The sequence below is a fragment of the Streptomyces phaeochromogenes genome, from assembly GCF_001418655.1.
Classification (GTDB): Bacteria; Actinomycetota; Actinomycetes; order Streptomycetales; family Streptomycetaceae; genus Streptomyces; species Streptomyces phaeochromogenes.
Map to the genome: position 1 here is coordinate 36682 of NZ_LIQZ01000018.1, position 15927 is coordinate 52608.

Sequence of the window (15927 nt, forward strand, 5' to 3'; positions counted from 1 at the left end):
AGCGGGATTCGGGCCGTGTACCGCCCGGTTCTTCGGGTAGGGCCGACCTACATGACAGCTGCCCTGTCCGGAGCTCACTGAGAGAGCGCTTGTGGAGACCGACCGGCCCACGGGCCGCGACCAGAACCCCGTCAACGAGCCGGAGACGCTTGCCCGCCAGGTCGTCGACACGGTGGAGAGTCTGGTGACGCTCTGGTTCGCGGCGGCCGAAGACATCGTCCCGCAGTTGTCCGCACGTCAGCTGTTCGCCCTGCAGACGGTCCGCCGCCGGCCCGAGCTCAATCTCACCGCTCTGGCCGAGCACTTGGAGATAGGGCTGCCCACCGCCAGCCGGCTGTGCGGCCGGCTCGTCTCCGCCGGGCTGCTGCAGCGGACCGTCCAGCCCCACAACCGCCGTGAGGTGCGCCTTGTGGTCACCGCCGACGGACGGCGGTTCCTGGCGGACGTCACCGAGCGGCGATCCCTGTTTCTCGCGACCGTGTTCGAGGCGATGACACCCGGCGAACGGGCCTCTCTGCAACGGGGACTCGGCGCCTTCCAGCAGGCCCGTGCCCGCACACGTCCGCAACCGCGAGGTGACGGGCAGGACGGCGGGGGAGGAACGGTGGCCGGCGGCTGAAGCCCGTCAGACGGGCAGTCCGGTGAGGGAGGGCGCTGCCGTCTCCGCCCCCCGGCTCGGGAGGTGGCACAGCAGCAGACACACGTCGTCGTCCCGCTCGGAGTCGCTCAGCAACGGCTGCAGGAGACGGTCGGCCGAGCCGTCCAGGTCCGTGTCGAGCTCCTCGGAACGGAAGGCCCCGAGCGACGCGGCCAGACGCTCGATACCGGGGTCTATGCCGTGGGCGCGGCGCTCGACCAGCCCGTCCGTGTAGAGGGCCAGCGTCGAACCGGGGGCGAGGCGCACGGTGTGGTCGCCGATCTCCTGCCGCAGCGGGATGCCGAGCATGGCACCGGGCTTGGCGTCGAGTGTGTGCACCTGTCCGTCGGGGGTACGCAGCACCGGCGGCGGGTGGCCCGCGGCGGCCCAGGTGAGCGTCGGATCGTCGGGGTGGAAGCGCGCGATGACGGCCGTCGCGTACAGATCGGGCTGCAGGTGGTGCAGGAGGATGTGCAGCCGGGTGAGGAGCTGGCCCGGCGTGGCTCCGTCGACGGCGTACGCGCGCAGCGCCGTGCGCAACTGGCTCATCATGACGGCGGCGTGCAGCCCGTGCCCCGTCACGTCGCCGATGACGGTGATCAGGCTGCCGTCGGGCTGACGGAACGCGTCGTACCAGTCCCCGCCGATGTTCAGACCGTGGGTGGCCGGCAGATAGCGGGCCGCCAGACGCAGTTCAGGAGTGGTGGGGAGGTCAGTGAGCAGGGCCCGCTGCAGTGTCTCGGCGATGTCCCGGTTGTGCTCGAAGCGCCGGGCGTTGTCGATGGCGATGCTGGCGCGGCGCGTGAGCTCGATCAGCATGACCGCGTCGTCGGCGTCCCAGCGTTCGCCGGGCGGCGTAAGGATCAGCACCCCCAGCGGCGCCCGCCGCGTCGGCAGCGGAACGCACAGCAGGGGCTGCGTGGGATGCAGCGCCGAGGGCGGCTGGTCGTCGACGCCGGGCAGGCCGCCCGGATGGTCGGCGGCGTACTGAGGGCGCCCGCTGCGGGCCGCGACCACGGCGGCGGCCGGACGCGGAGTCTGCCGCGGCTCGTCGTCCTCGCCGTCGAACAGCCACACGTCGACACTGCGGGCGTACTCGGGCACGAGGAGGCTGGGGAGTCGCCGCACGATCTCGTCGTGGTTGAGCGAAGCGGTGAGTACGGCGCTGGCGTCGGCCAGGAACGTCAGCCTGCGGCGGGCGCTCTCCGCCTCCGTACGCGCCTTCCGCTCGGCGGCGAAGAGTTCGCGCTGGGCCCGTCCCGCCGCGTCCAGTTCGGCGTGCAGCGCCAGCACGCCCTGGTTCGTCTGGTGGAGCTCCTCCCGGTGGAAGTCCACCAGACCCTCCTGCTCGCCGAGCTTCTCCAGGACCAGGGCCGTGTCCTCGTCGGCGCCCAGCAGCGCCTCGGCCAGGATCGCGGGATCGTCCGCCACGGGGCCGACGTCGGAGAGGTCGGCGCCCTCAGGGCAGGTGACCGTCATGTGCCACGGCGGCTGCCCGTCGGCGCCGGCGTCGTCGAACGAGGTCACGACGGCCCGCAGAAGACCGTCCCCGGGAGGCACCGCGGACGTCGTTTCCAGGCAGAGCCGCCACGTGCCGCCCTTCGTGAGGCACTGCCGCAGATGCGCGCTGAGCGCGGTGGTCAGCCGGGTCCGCTCCAGACCGGGCACCCCGTACGCGGCCGTCAGACGTGCCGTGTCGATACGGGCCCGTGCGGCCTCGGTGACCGTGCTGATGTGCCAGGTACGCATCATGGTGTGCCGTCCGGCGGAACGGGGCTCAGTACGGCGACGGCGGTGTCGTCCCGTACCGGCCGGGCGGAGCTGCTCGCGTCGCGCACCGTCACGGAGGCGATCACAGCCGGGTCGAAGGACGCGAGGCAGGCGTCCGTGGGCGGGGTCCAGCGGCTGGGCAGCCCGTCGCTGTGCAGGACGAGCAGACAGTCCGCTCCCCACGTCGCATGGTGTTCGGGGATGGTCGTGGGCCGGTGGGCTCCGACTATGCCGGGACGCGACAGCAGGGGCCGCCAGCCCTCACCCGTGCGCAGCCGGGCGCCGATGTTGCCGATCCCGGAGAAGGTCAGCCGCCCGGTCTCGGTGTCGAGCTGGGCGACGGCGACCGCGGCGCCCCTGGTGGGGCGGAGCTCCGCGTCCAGGTAGCGGAGCACCTCGGCCGGCGGCAGATGGCCCGAGCGGCGCAGCGCCTCCACCGCGGCGGACGAGGCCCGGGCGGCGTCGGGGCCGTGGCCCAGTCCGTCGGCCAGCATCAGGGTCGTACGGTGGCCCGACCTGACCCACGCCCAGGCGTCACCGGAGAACTCCGCGCCGGCGAAGGGGATGTTGACCCCTCCCGCCCGAGCCGCGGCGGCAACCGGTGGGGGAGTGGCCGCGTGGCCGAGACCGCGGGTGCCACCGGTCCTGGCGCCACCGGCCCTGGTGGTACCGATTCGCGCCAGCGCGACCGTGCCCCGGCCGGGCACGCTGTGCAGGTCGAAGTCGTCGGTGATACGCCGGCAGGCACCGAGCCCGGCGCCGAGGGTGGACGCCGTGGAGAAACCGTCACGCAGGGCGGCCGGGACATCGGCCATGCCGGGACCGTGGTCGATCGCGGCGATCTGCACCACGGAGGTCGCCTCCTGCCCGGCCGGCAGCACGGGAGGGGGCACGGTCTCTATGAGCAACTGGCCTCCCTTGGCGTGCTTGAGCAGATTGGTGGCGAGTTCGGTGGCCACCAGCGCGGCTGCGGCGGTGCGGTTCCTGTCGAGTCCGGCCAGGGCGGCAGCGCCCTCCGCCGCGACCCTGGCGTCGCGTACGCGTGTCGAGTCGTGGACCGGGACGTCCCAGACGCGGGGCATCAGTGCTCCTCCCGGTGCCGCGGCGGACGGACGGTCCACGAGGTCACGGTGACCGTGGTGCCGTTTCCGGGGCTGCTGTCGACCGCGAACTCGTGGACCAGCCGGCGGGCGCCGCCCAGACCCATACCGAGGCCGTCCCCCGAGGTGTAGCCGTCGCTCAGAGCCCGCTCCAGGTCCGCGATGCCCGGTCCCTCGTCGATGAACGCGAGCCGCAGCCCCGGTGCGTGACCGTTTCTCAGGACCGTGGCCTCCACCTCGCCGCCACCGCCGTGCACCAGAGTGTTGCGGGCCAGTTCGCTCGCCGCGGTGACCAGCTTGGTCTGTTCCACCAGACCGAAGCCCAACTGAGCGGCCGTCTGGCGCACATGCTGCCGTACCCACACCAGATCCATGTCCGAGTGGATCGGCAGGCGGGCGTCGACACAGCCGACTGTCTGCATCACGGACTCTCCCGCCGTGTGCCGCGGGAACGGTACGGCGAGGCCTCCCCCGCCAGGAGTCCGAGGGCGTCCTCCGTGGTGAGCGCGGTGCGCAGACCCGGCAGCGTCAGACCCAGTTCCACCAACGTGATCGCGACCGCGGGCCGCATGCCGGCCACCACGGTCTGCGCGGCGAGGAGCCCCGCCTTGGCCGCGATCTCGGCCAGCACCCGCCCCAGGAACGAGTCGACCATCTCGACCCCCGAGAGGTCGATGACCACACCGGTGGTCGAACTGCTCGCGATGGTCTCGCTGATGTCCTGCTGGAGCTGCTCCGCCGTACTGTCGTGCAGATCGCCCTGGAGGGTCACGAGGAGGACGTCGCCGAGCCGCAGCACCGGGACGGACCCCCACGGAGGTCTCGTGTGCGCGTGGGTCACCGCGCGACCGCCCCGCGGGACACCGGGTCCACGATGCCGGAGCCCTGCTGGTCGAGCGCGTACGCCAGAGCGTCGGCGAGGCTGGCGCGGGTGACCACCGTGCCCAGGTCCAGACCGAGGTGGACGATGGTCTGCGCGATGGCCGGCCGGATGCCGGAGACGATGCACTCCGCTCCCATCAGCCGCGCCGCCGCGACCGTCTTCATCAGGTGCTGCGCCACGAGGGAGTCGACGGTCGGCACACCCGTGATGTCCAGGATCGCGAAGCGCGCGTGCTGGTCGACGACGGACTCCAGGAGCGTCTCCATCACCACCTGGCTGCGGGCGCTGTCGAGCGTGCCGATCAGCGGTACGGCGACGATGCCGTCCCAGAGCTTGATGACCGGCGTGGCCGTCTCCAGCAGTTCCATCCGCTGCCGGTCGATGAGGGCCCGGCCCTCGTTCAGCGCCGACTCCATGACGACCAGCCGCAGCGTGCCCATCAGTACGGTCGCCGCGGTGGCGCACTCCCGTACGTGCTCGGCGGACGACTGCGACAGGTCGGCCACCAGGAGGTCCACGACGGGCGGTCGCAGGGCGTCCACCTCGTTCGACACCTGTGCCGAGCCGGCGCCGGCGCGTGACCGGGCCGCCGCCGTGCGCGTCAACTGCTCGCGCACCACGGTGAATCCGTCCGCCTCGGTGTCCTCGACGCGTCCGGCCGAGGCCACCGCGGCCAGTGCCTCGATCACGGCCTTGCCCGCTTCCACCGCTTCGTCCCTGGACACGGTGAAGACCGTACGGAACAAGGGGGTGTCGGCCCACCGCTGGGCGACCTGCTCGCGGCGGCGCCGCAGGAAGTCCCCGACCTCCCGCGCGGGCGATCCATGCTGTCCTGCCGTTTCGTGCTCCGGCACCTGTTCCACTCCTTACGTGCGTTACGTGCGTCGTATCGCTCCGAACTTGCCGAAGGCAACGAGAAAGCGATGTAAAGCTTGCCGGATGACAACTGTAGCCGTGGCGCCGTCCGGCGGGACACCTGCGGTGCGGGTGCCCGCCTAGGGCGCCGGCTGCTTCCCGTGCCAGTCGAGACAGACCACCAACGCGTCGTCGTCCGGCTCGGGTCCGCCGCGATGCCCCGTCAGCTCCCGCAGGACCGCCCCGGGTACTTCGGGGGCCGGCACCAGGCTCGTGGAGGTGACGGCCCGGGCCAGTGCCCGGTCGCCGTACCGCTCGCCGCCCGGTGCCACGACCGCGTGGACCCCGTCGCTGACGAGGACGAGCCGGTCGCCGGGCTCGACGGTGAACTCCTGCGCCACATAGTCGGTTTCCTCGAACATGCCCAGCGGGAGCTGAGCCTCCATGCCCACGGTCGTGACGGACCGGTCGCGCAGCCGCAGCATCCGCGGCGAGCCGGCGTCGACGACCCGCAGGCGTCCGGTGGACAGTTCGAGGTCCAGCAGCAGCACCGACAGATGCGCGGCGCCGCGGTAGTGGGCGTACACCGCCTGGTCGGCGAGAGCCGCCTGGTCCGCGATGGGGATGCCCGCCCGCCGGGCGTTGCGCAGCGCGTTGATGCCGAGGCTGGTCAGCAGCGAGGCGTCGATGCCCTCGCCCATGCCGTTGGTGACGTACAGCGTCAGCCGGTCGGCGGTGACGCACCAGTCGAAGTTGTCGCCGAACACGGCGTAGGCGGGCTCCAGTTGGGCGCCGAGTGTGAACTCGGGCCGGGCGCAGGAGCGCGCGGGCAGCAGCTGCCACTGCATCTCCGCCGCAAGCGTGAGCCGGTCCCTGCGCCGCGCCAGCAGATACAGGTCGGTGTCGCGATCCGCGACGACCACCTCGTGGCCCAGGACCTCGGCCACCTCGGCCAGTTCGGTCCGGCACTCCCCGGCCGCCTCGGCCGAGGGCAGGGTGACGGTCAGCACTCCGAGCCGGTCGCCGCGCACGGTGACCGGCAGATGAAGACGCACGCTGCCGCCGCCGTGGTCCTCCGTGTACGGCTCCTGCGACCCGAAGGCCCGGCCGGCCGGGCTGTCGTGCACCGGCAGCGGGTCGGGGGCATGCTGGACCGCGGACACGGGCTGCAGCAGGGTCAGTCCGTAGTCGGCCAGGAATAGTTCGGCATCCTGCGCCGCGTACTGGTTGCACAGCACCTCGCGGACCGCGTCCAGCAACTGGTGCGGTGCCGCGGAGCGCAGTGCGCGCTCGGCTGCCACGAATCTGTTCACGATGGTGGATATGCCATTCTCTCCGCGTCGTCGTCGGGTCCGTTTCGTCGGGTACACGACGCCGACGGTCTGTTGTGTGAGTCGGTCATTGGGGGCCGGTCGCCCGTGGCGGCGGGCTGACAGCGTCCGGGAAGCCTGGGAGAGTGTCACCGTGACTTCCTCCTACGCGCGCCCGCGACCCCAGGAAGTGGCGCGTGTGACCTCAGAGGCGGCGGAACTGCTGGAAGTCCTGTGGGGGCGTGCCTCGACGGCTCCGGTGTCGGCGTCCCAGCTGCGTGTGCTGTTCATCCTGGAACACCACGAGGGCATCAACCTGCGCACGCTCGCCGACGCCCTGGGTTCCACGCCTCCCTCGACCAGCCGGCTCTGCGACCGCCTCCAGGCCGTGGGGTTCGTCGAACGCAGACCCGGTGCCACGAGCCGTCGCGAACTGCGGCTGTACCTCAGCCGCCGAGGAAGTGCCTTCCTGGTGGATCTGCGTTCCCGCCGCGAGCGGGCTCTGCAGTCCGTACTGGAGCACATGCCGGCCGCGCAACGGACCGCGCTGCTGGAGGGCCTGGTCGCCTTCTGTGCCGCCGCGGCGCAGGAGATCCACGAGGACGACGTTGCCGACGCCAGGACGGCCTGACCGCCTCGCGGAACTCGCTCCGTGTGACTGTTCGTTGTCATCCAACGTCCCATCCCTGACCCCCTCCCCACGCCGCCGTACTGTTCGCGCTCCCGTCGTTCAGATCTCGGGCTCGCCCCGCGGTCTGTCCACGAGAGCGAGCGCTTCGTCGACGGTGTCGGACACGGGCACGGTGATGCTGACGCCTGTGAGGTCCAGGATCCGCCGCACGGCCGGTGGCGGCCCGATGATGTGCACGCTCCCGGAGGACTCCCGGGTCTGCTGGTACGCCCTGATGATGATGTTCATGCCGGACGAGTCCATGAAGGGCACCGCCGAGAGATCGAGCAGGAAGTGCCGGCGGCCGTGCTGGAACTGGTTCGCCAGGTGATGCTGCAGCCCTGTCGCGGTGTCGATGTCCAGATGGCCCTCGACCGTGAGCAGGGCGATGCCCTCGCGAGGCAGTGCTACCTCGACGGACAGCGGGTTCTGGGCAATGGACACAGGTACCTCCCGAAGAATTGACGGCTTGGCCCGGTTACCCCCCTGTGCGCATTCGATGCCCCCGGTGGCGGCCCGCGCGACGTGATCAGACTCTCGTCGGCGCCGCGGCTACGACACGCGGATGCCGATGATGCAGGTGTCGTCGTCGGTGTCCGACCTGCTGTACGTGAGCAGCCGGTCCAGTTGCTGGTCGAGCGTGGACGGGGCCGCACGGACCATCGTCAGCAACTGGGTCATGGACTCCTCCATCGAGCGGTCCCGGCGCTCGATCAGGCCGTCCGTGTACATCAACAGCGTGTCGTCGACCGCCAGTTGGACCTCGTCCTCCTCGTACGTCGCCTGGGGCGCCGCGCCCAGCAGCAACCCCTTGACGAGGGGCAGGGACGTCGCCCCCGTGTCGCGTACCAGCACGGGGGGCAGATGACCGGCCCTGGCCCACCGCAACGTACGGTTCTGAGGGTCGTAGAGGCCGCAGACCGCGGTGGCGGTGACGGTGCCCGTCAGATGGTGCGCCACGCTGTTGAGCCAGGTCAGCAGCTGGCCCGGGCCCGCGCCCGTCACGGCCAGTCCCCGCAGCGCGTTCCGCAGGACGACCATGCTGGTCGCCGCCTCCATGCCGTGACCCGCCACGTCACCCACGCACAGGAGCACGAGACCGGACGGCAGGACGACCGCGTCGTACCAGTCGCCGCCCACCAGATGCTCCGTCTCGGCCGGCCGGTAGCGGACCGCCACGTCGATTCCGGGGGCCCGCAGCGGATCCTGGGTCGGGGGCATGATCGCGTGCTGAAGCTGCAGCGTGAGGCGGCTGCGTTCGGTCGCCTGCTGCTCGGTGTGGGCGAGCTGGACACGGGTGGCGGCGAGCGCGACCTCCGTCCAGTGCTGGGCCGAGATGTCCTGGTATGCACCGCGTACGACGAACAGCCGGCCGTCGGCGTCGAGCACCGGCTCGGCCACCACCCGGATGTGGCGCGTCACCTCGTCGGGACGCCGGAGCCGGAACGAGGCGGACGCGGGTCGCCGGTGATGGAGCAGGGTGCGCAGGAAGCGGCCGATGGTGACGGCGTCGTCCGGATGCGCGTGGACGGGCAGCTCCTCCAGCGGTACGGGCGCGCTCGTCGGAGGCCTGCCGTACAGGGTGAAGAGCTGGGTGTTCCAGGTGATCTCACCTGTGAGCAGATTCTCCTCGAAGCCACCGATGCGGCCCAGGCGCTGTGCGTGCTGCAGGATGCTCGCGAGCCGTGCCGTCTCGTCCTCGATGCGCCAGATGAGCAGCACACTGTTGGCGTGCCGGCTGATGCTGATCTCCGCCACGGCCGACAGCGGCACCTGGTCGACGAGAGCCGTCAGGTTCATGCGCTGCGCGCGGAACGGCTCGCCCGTGGCGTAGACGCGCTCGATCCGCTGGAAGAGGTCGCTCTCCCCGGCGGCCATCGGGTACGCCTCCAGCAGCATCGCGCCGTTGACGAGCCCGCGCGGCCGGCCGGCCGGATCGAGGAAACGGCTGTTGACGTGATGGATGTGGAAGTCGACGAGCTGCCCGCCGTCGAGATAGGGGACGAGGACCAGGGCGGGGTCGTGCAGCCCGTCGGCCAGGTCCACCAGCTCGGTGGCGTCGGGGACGACACGCGGCTCGCGCAGGGCTTCGTCCCCGTGCACGAAGGCGTACGTCTCCAGCGTGCGGGCGCACAGTTCCGCCAGGGCCTCCACCTGGCGGACCACCTGGGGCGGTTGCGGTTCCAGGCGGGAGGGCCAGACGATCTCCAGCGCCCCGTGGATGCGGCCTCCGGTGCCGGCGGGAATGGCGGCCCTTCCGCCGTCGGGGTACTGGTGCTGGCCGATGGAGGGAAGACCGGTCTCGGCCAGTGATCCGATCCACTGCCCGGCGCGCTCGGAGAGGCTGGTGCGCGCCACCGTCACCACCCCCGGGGGCACGTGGTGCCAGCGCCCGGCCTCCGCAGGCGAGAACCCGGCACTGCCGGCCAGCGTCAGGGAACCGTCGGAACGCACGGTCCAGATGGCCACGGCCACCGCGCCGAGCGGGGTCAGCGCGTGCTGCAGCAGGGAGTCTGCGACTGCCTGGGTGTCGGGGGCGGCCAGCGCGCCGCTCTCGGCCTCCCGCATCCGTACGGCGGGGGAATGACCCCTCGACGACGTATCGCCCGTGGGAGCGTCGGTGGACTTCGCCGCGGTCAGGAAGGCGTCGGCCACCTCCGAAAGCCGGTCGCGGGCAGCCTGGTTGATGACCTCGACGGCGAGTTCGAGTGTGCTCACCCCGGCCTGCTCGGTGAGTTCGGCGAGCTGGCGGGCGGCCTGTGCGGGCCCGCACCCCAGCCGCTCCACCAGGATGCCCTTGGCGAGTTCGATCAGGGCACGTCCGTCGGCCTCGGCCTGGGCCGCACGCACCTCGCGGCGCAGACGTTCCACCGTGGCGGCGAGCCTGCCCACCGGGTAGGTCGTGAGAAGGGCGGCCGAATCATCGGGCGACTCGTCCGCAGACTCGTTCCCCGGCTCATCCCCTGACTCGTCCGCCGTCTCGTCGGCCGGTTCCTCCGCGGACTCGTCCGGCGACCGTCCCTCGGCCGGATCAGGACACTGCTCGGTGCGGCTCACGCGGGCAGCCACTGGCGGACGCAGGCGATGAGGTCGTTGGTGTCGACCGGCTTGGTGACGTAGTCGCTGGCCCCGGAGGCGAGACTCTTCTCCCGGTCGCCGGGCATCGCCTTCGCGGTGACGGCGATGATGGGAAGCCCCGCGTACTGGGGCATCTTCCGGATCTCCGCCGTGGCCGTGTAGCCGTCCATCTCCGGCATCATCACGTCCATCAGGACGAGCGAGATGTCCGGGTGGTGGAGCAGCGTCTCGATGCCCTTGCGGCCGTTGTCGGCGTGCAGGACGTGGAATCCCTGGAGCTCCAGGATCCCGCTGAGCGCGAAGAGGTTGCGTGCGTCGTCGTCGACCACCAGGACCGTGCGGCCGAGGAAGGCGTCCTCGACGGGGTGCGGTGTCTCGGGCTGCGGTCCCTCGGCGCGGGCCAGGGAGGGAACATCTCCCAGTTCCTCCGCGGAGAGGTGCAGGGCGATGCGCTCGCGCAGTTCGTCGAGGCTCGACAGGAACTCCAGGGCACGTGTGCCCGCACGCGCCTGCAGCGCCTGTTCCTGCGCCAGATCCGCGCGGTGACCGCTGTGGACGAGGACCGGAACGTTCGCGAGCGCGGAGTCGCCGTGCATGGCGTCCAGGAACCGGGTCGCCTCGCCGTCCGGCATGCCCAGTTCCAGAACGACGCAGTGGCAGGGTCCCGCGGCCAGCGCGCTCGCCGCCTCCTGTGCCCCGACGGCGGTGATGACGTCGACCGTGCCGCGTGGATCACCGGTGTCCGGACCATGGGCGACGTCCGCGACCGTGCTCTCGGCGACCAGGGTCAACAGGCCGCGCTGCCGTTCCTCGACGACCAGCAGCCGACGCCTGCGGCTCCGGGGCAGGGCTCCCGGTCCCGAGGGCGGAACGTGCGTCGCCGACTCCTCGGACGGAGCCGCGGTGAGGGCCTTCTCGGACGACCGGTCGCCGTTCAGGAGGTCCTCGAAGTCGGCGCGTGCCACGGGCAGGAACAGCGTGAACGTACTGCCCTGGCCGAGGGTGCTGGCGACGGTGACGGCACCGCCGAGCAGCTGCGCGATCTCCCGTGTGATGGACAGACCGAGGCCGGTGCCGCCGTACTTGCGGCTCGTCGTCCCGTCCGCCTGCTGGAAGGCTCCGAAGATCGTCTCCAGATGCTGTTCCGGGATCCCGACCCCCGTGTCCCGCACGCGGAACGCTACGATGGTGCCGCCCCGGAGCACGCCGTCGGGCACTTCGTCGTCGGCCGCCGGTTCGATACGGAGCTCGACACCGCCCTGCTCGGTGAACTTGACCGCGTTCGACAGCAGGTTGCGCAGCACCTGACGCAGCCGGGAGTCGTCGGTGAGGAGGTCGCCGGGCGCCCCGGGCGCGGTGCGCACGGTGAAGTTCAGGCTCTTCTGAGTCGTCATCGGCCGGAAGGTCGCCTCGACGTACTCAAGGAGCTGCCGCAGCGGGACCCGCTCGGGAGCGAGCTCCATCTTCCCGGCCTCGACCTTCGACAGGTCGAGGATGTCGTTGATCAACTGAAGCAGGTCGGATCCCGCGGAGTGGATGATGCCCGCGTACTCGACCTGCTTCGGGGTGAGGTTGCGCGAGGGGTTCTGCGCCAGCAGCTGGGCGAGGATGAGCAGGCTGTTCAGCGGGGTCCGCAGCTCGTGGCTCATGTTCGCCAGGAACTCCGACTTGTACTTGGAGGCCAGCGACAACTGCTGGGCGCGGGTCTCCAGTTCCTGTCGCGCCTGTTCGATCTGCAGGTTCTTCGCCTCGATGTCACGGTTCTGCGCGACCAGCAGTGAGGCCTTCTCCTCCAGTTCCTCGTTGGAGCGCTGCAGTTCGTCCTGCTGGACCTGCAACTCCTCCGAGCGGGCCTGCAGTTCGGTGGTCAGACGCTGGGACTCGTCCAGCAGCTCGTCGGTCCGCGCGTTGGCCACGATGGTGTTGACGTTGACGCCGATGGTCTCCATCACCTGGCCCAGGAAGTCCTGGTGGATCTGCGTGAAGCGGGTGACCGAGGCCAGCTCGATGACTCCGAGCACCTGGTCCTCGACCGTGATGGGCAGCACCACCAGGGCGGTCGGCACGGTCCGGCCGAGCCCCGAGGAGATGGTCACGTATCCCGGCGGCAGCTCGTCCACGGAGATGGTGCGGCGGCTGCGCGCGGCCTGACCGACCAGCGAGCGGCCGAAGGGGATGCGGACGGGACGCCCGTCATCGTCGGGCCAGCCGTAGGAGCCGACGAGCCGCAGCTCGTGACCGCGCCCGGCCTCCTCCGCGAGGTAGAACGCGCCGTACTGGGCCGACGCCAGGGGCGCGAGCTCGTCCATGATCAGCTCGGCCACCACGGACAGGTCCCGGTGGCCCTGCATCAGGCCGGAGATCCGCGCGAGGTTGGTCTTGAGCCAGTCCTGCTCCTGGTTGGCCCGGGTGGTCTCCCGCAGGGACTCCACCATGGAGTTGATGTTGTCCTTGAGCTCAGCGACCTCGCCGGACGCCTCGACCGTGATCGAGCGCGTCAGGTCGCCCTCGGCGACGGCGCTGGTGACCTCGGCGATCGCGCGTACCTGACGGGTCAGGTTGCCCGCGAGCTCGTTGACGTTCTCCGTCAGCCGCTTCCAGGTGCCGGAGACACCCTCGACCTCGGCCTGGCCGCCGAGCCGTCCCTCGCTGCCGACCTCGCGGGCCACGCGGGTGACTTCGGCGGCGAACGCGGAGAGTTGGTCGACCATCGTGTTGATCGTCGTCTTGAGTTCCAGGATCTCGCCCCGGGCGTCCACGTCGATCTTCTTGGACAGGTCGCCCTTGGCGACCGCCGTCGTCACCAGCGCGATGTTGCGCACCTGGCCGGTGAGGTTGTTCGCCATCGAGTTGACGTTCTCGGTGAGGTCCTTCCACGTGCCCGCCACGTTCGGCACCTGGGCCTGCCCGCCCAGGCGGCCCTCGGTGCCGACCTCGCGGGCCACCCGGGTGACCTCGTCCGCGAAGGCGGACAGCGTGTCGACCATCGTGTTGATGACGTCCGCCAGGGCCGCGACCTCGCCCTTGGCCTCGACCGTGATCTTCTGCGACAGGTCGCCGCGCGCCACGGCGGTGGCGACCTGCGCGATCGAGCGGACCTGGCCCGTCAGGTTGGACGCCATCACGTTGACGTTGTCGGTGAGGTCCTTCCAGGTGCCCGAGACACCGCGGACGGTGGCCTGCCCGCCGAGGTTTCCGGCGGTGCCGACCTCGCGGGCCACGCGGGTCACCTCGTCGGCGAACGCGGAGAGCTGGTCGACCATCGTGTTGATGGTCTCCTTGAGCGCGAGGATCTCGCCCCGGGCGTCGACGGTGATCTTCTGCGACAGATCGCCCCTGGCCACCGCGGTGGCCACCTGGGCCACGTTGCGGACCTGGGCGGTCAGGTTGCTCGCCATGAAGTTCACGGAGTCGGTCAGGTCGCGCCAGGTGCCCTTGACGCCCTTGACGTCCGCCTGTCCGCCGAGTCGTCCCTCGGTGCCGACCTCGCGGGCCACGCGGGTCACCTCGTCGGCGAACGCGGAGAGCTGGTCGACCATCGTGTTGATGGTGTTCTTGAGCTCCAGGATCTCGCCGCGGGCCGGCACGTCGATCTTCTGGGAGAGGTCACCCTTGGCGACCGCCGTCGCCACCTGCGCGATGTCGCGGACCTGGGTGGTGAGATTGCCCGCCATCGCGTTGACCGAGTCGGTGAGATCGGCCCAGGTGCCGGAGACGCCCGGCACCTCCGCCTGTCCGCCGAGCGTCCCCTCGGTACCCACCTCGCGCGCGACGCGGGTGACTTCCGAGGTGAACACGGACAACTGGTCGACCATGCCGTTGAAGACGGTGGCGATGTCGCCGAGGAGGCCCCCGCCGTCGTCCGGCAGACGTGTGCCGAAGTCTCCGTCCCGTACCGCGGTCAGTCCGGCCAGGAGCCGGCGCAGCTCCGGTTCGCCCGGTGTGCGGCCGACAGCGTCGGTCGTCTGGCTGGTCATGCGCACCCTCGTTCCGTTCAAGACAAGAGTCCCGTGAAAGGGGGGACTCGGAACTTCAGGCCCACTGCCGGACCCCTCCTCGTCGGCGCGGACCCGTGAATCGGGGGCCGCCCGTCGAAGAAGTACGCCGCAGGCTAACCCGAAGGTCATGCCGTGAACAAAGCTCGAGCCAGATTGGTGCCGGGGAGGGTGATCTTGCCTGGAAAACGCCACCGGAGCCGCGCACGACGGAGCCCGCCGCCCTGCTGTCGCGAGGTGGGAACGTTCGCGAGAGCGGGACGGCGGGCTCGACGATTCAGTGCGGCGTCAGGCTGCCGACGGGACGGTGCTTCACGCCACCGAGGGATCGAGCAGACCGGCGCGCAGCCGCTTGATGATGCGGCTGATCAGTCGCGACACATGCATCTGCGAGATGCCGAGGACCTCACCGATCTCCGCCTGGGTCCGCTCCTCGACGAACCGCAGATGGATGATGAGGCGCTCGCGCTCGTCGAGTTCGGCGATGAGGGGGGACAGGGAGTGGAGGTCGTCCACGAGCTCCAGCGCGTGGTCGTCCTCGCCGATGAAGTCGGCCAGGACGGTCTCGCCCTGCGAGTCGCCGTCGGAGGTGAGGGCCGCGTCGAGCGATGAGGAGTTGTAGCAGTTCGCCGCCTTGCGGGCCTCGATGACCTCTTCCTCGGGCAGCGACATGAGCTGCGACAGCTCGGCGGTCGTGGGCGTACGCCCCAGACGCGTCCGCAGTTCCTCCGTGGCCTTCGCCAGCTCGACCCGGGCCTCCTGCAGCCGGCGCGGCACATGGACGGCCCAGCTCGTGTCGCGGAAGAACCGCTTGATCTCGCCGACGATGTAGGGGACGGCGAAGGAGGTGAACTCCACCTCGCGGGTCAGCTCGAACCGGTCGATGGCCTTGATGAGCCCGATGGTGCCGACCTGGACGATGTCCTCCATCGAGTCGCCCCGGCCGCGGAACCGGGAGGCCGCGTACCGGACGAGGGACAGGTTCATCTCGATCAGGGTGTTGCGCGCGTACTGGTACTCGCGCGTGCCTTCCTCCAGCACGGCCAGGCGGTCGAAGAACTGTCGGGACAGCTCGCGAGCGTCCTTCGGCTTGATCAGCGACGGTTCGTCGATGAGAGGCAGTGCCGTCTCGTCGACTGTCTGCGTGCGCTGTGCCGTGGCCGTTGTTTCGCCTGCCGTCACGGCTGTCATGCCGTCCACCCCACTCGTCGGCGCTGATGTGTCAAAGCCCGCATGCCCTGCTTCGGGCCGCTCACTCCCTCCAAGAGGTAAGAGAAATAGGTTGCCGGGAGGATCTGGCCGGAAGTCGCCCCTTTGTTCCCTTTCTTGAGGGGGTTTCGGGCGGGCGCCGACCGGAGACGAGGCCAGGCCGGAGCCGTGACGGGACGAGAATCCCGCCGCCGCACCGCGTGGTCGATTTCGAGAAGCGGTGTTTTCCCTCGGGAAGCACGGGCAAGCGGAATTTCGTGCTTCGGACCGGAGGCACGTCCGTAGGAGCGAGTAGGTGTGAGCTCCGGGGGCCTCCGGGCGTCTCGGGCGACACCACTCCTCCTGCGGCATTCCCCCGCAAGCCAATGCTCAGGAGCGAATCCATATGTCTAGCGATTTGTCGATTAATCGACCTGGCGA

At 70.5% G+C, this 15927-nt stretch carries 12 protein-coding genes; 2 read left to right on the forward strand and 10 right to left on the reverse strand.

The features are described from left to right. Positions 1 to 91 precede the first annotated feature (91 nt). Positions 92 to 619, forward strand: a complete 528-nt coding sequence (locus AOK17_RS03120; protein ID WP_055610704.1) for a MarR family winged helix-turn-helix transcriptional regulator — start codon at positions 92 to 94, stop codon at positions 617 to 619. Between the two features lie 6 nt (positions 620 to 625). On the opposite strand, the gene AOK17_RS03125 is transcribed toward AOK17_RS03120, so the two are convergent. From AOK17_RS03125 to AOK17_RS03150, 6 genes are all read right to left on the reverse strand, one after another. After that, positions 626 to 2389, reverse strand: coding sequence for a PP2C family protein-serine/threonine phosphatase (locus AOK17_RS03125; RefSeq protein ID WP_055610705.1), 1764 nt, complete (start codon positions 2387 to 2389; stop codon positions 626 to 628). After that, positions 2386 to 3489, reverse strand: coding sequence for an ATP-binding SpoIIE family protein phosphatase (locus tag AOK17_RS03130; protein ID WP_055610706.1), 1104 nt, complete (start codon positions 3487 to 3489; stop codon positions 2386 to 2388). Before AOK17_RS03130 ends, AOK17_RS03125 begins: the two co-directional genes overlap by 4 nt. Continuing rightward, positions 3489 to 3929 (reverse strand): anti-sigma regulatory factor, encoded by a 441-nt coding sequence (locus AOK17_RS03135; RefSeq protein WP_055610707.1) that lies wholly within the window; start codon positions 3927 to 3929, stop codon positions 3489 to 3491. Before AOK17_RS03135 ends, AOK17_RS03130 begins: the two co-directional genes overlap by 1 nt. Beyond that, positions 3929 to 4348: an STAS domain-containing protein gene (locus AOK17_RS03140; protein ID WP_055610708.1), complete on the reverse strand. Its 420-nt coding sequence runs from the start codon at positions 4346 to 4348 to the stop codon at positions 3929 to 3931. Before AOK17_RS03140 ends, AOK17_RS03135 begins: the two co-directional genes overlap by 1 nt. Continuing rightward, the gene (locus AOK17_RS03145; RefSeq protein WP_055610709.1) at positions 4345 to 5244 is read right to left on the reverse strand and encodes an STAS domain-containing protein; all 900 of its coding nucleotides are present in this window, start codon (positions 5242 to 5244) and stop codon (positions 4345 to 4347) included. The genes AOK17_RS03140 and AOK17_RS03145 overlap by 4 nt, the downstream gene beginning before the upstream one ends. 141 nt (positions 5245 to 5385) lie before the next feature. Beyond that, entirely contained in the window at positions 5386 to 6558 is a 1173-nt protein-coding gene (locus tag AOK17_RS03150; protein ID WP_055610710.1) for a PP2C family protein-serine/threonine phosphatase, read from the reverse strand. Between the two features lie 196 nt (positions 6559 to 6754). Here AOK17_RS03150 and AOK17_RS03155 point away from each other — a divergent pair, with 196 nt between their 5' ends. Further along, positions 6755 to 7186, forward strand: a complete 432-nt coding sequence (locus AOK17_RS03155; protein WP_055610711.1) for a MarR family winged helix-turn-helix transcriptional regulator — start codon at positions 6755 to 6757, stop codon at positions 7184 to 7186. Between the two features lie 99 nt (positions 7187 to 7285). On the opposite strand, the gene AOK17_RS03160 is transcribed toward AOK17_RS03155, so the two are convergent. The 4 genes from AOK17_RS03160 to AOK17_RS03175 form a co-directional block, all read right to left on the reverse strand. After that, positions 7286 to 7669 (reverse strand): STAS domain-containing protein, encoded by a 384-nt coding sequence (locus AOK17_RS03160; protein WP_055610712.1) that lies wholly within the window; start codon positions 7667 to 7669, stop codon positions 7286 to 7288. Positions 7670 to 7777: 108 nt separating this feature from the next. Further along, positions 7778 to 10282: a SpoIIE family protein phosphatase gene (locus tag AOK17_RS03165; RefSeq protein ID WP_055610742.1), complete on the reverse strand. Its 2505-nt coding sequence runs from the start codon at positions 10280 to 10282 to the stop codon at positions 7778 to 7780. Continuing rightward, positions 10279 to 14280, reverse strand: a complete 4002-nt coding sequence (locus AOK17_RS03170) for a HAMP domain-containing protein (RefSeq protein ID WP_055610713.1) — start codon at positions 14278 to 14280, stop codon at positions 10279 to 10281. The genes AOK17_RS03165 and AOK17_RS03170 overlap by 4 nt, the downstream gene beginning before the upstream one ends. 330 nt (positions 14281 to 14610) lie before the next feature. After that, a complete protein-coding gene (locus AOK17_RS03175; protein ID WP_055610743.1) occupies positions 14611 to 15489 on the reverse strand; it encodes an RNA polymerase sigma factor SigF in 879 nt (292 codons plus the stop codon). Positions 15490 to 15927 lie beyond the last annotated feature (438 nt).

What these genes read in the sequence shown, in the direction of transcription:
- AOK17_RS03130 (WP_055610706.1), bottom strand. Translation starts at nt 3,489, where the DNA reads ATGCCCCGCGTCTGGGACGTCCCGGTCCACGACTCGACACGCGTACGC.
- AOK17_RS03170 (WP_055610713.1), bottom strand. Translation starts at nt 14,280, where the DNA reads ATGACCAGCCAGACGACCGACGCTGTCGGCCGCACACCGGGCGAACCG.
- AOK17_RS03135 (WP_055610707.1), bottom strand. Translation starts at nt 3,929, where the DNA reads ATGCAGACAGTCGGCTGTGTCGACGCCCGCCTGCCGATCCACTCGGAC.
- AOK17_RS03175 (WP_055610743.1), bottom strand. Translation starts at nt 15,489, where the DNA reads ATGACAGCCGTGACGGCAGGCGAAACAACGGCCACGGCACAGCGCACG.
- AOK17_RS03125 (WP_055610705.1), bottom strand. Translation starts at nt 2,389, where the DNA reads ATGATGCGTACCTGGCACATCAGCACGGTCACCGAGGCCGCACGGGCC.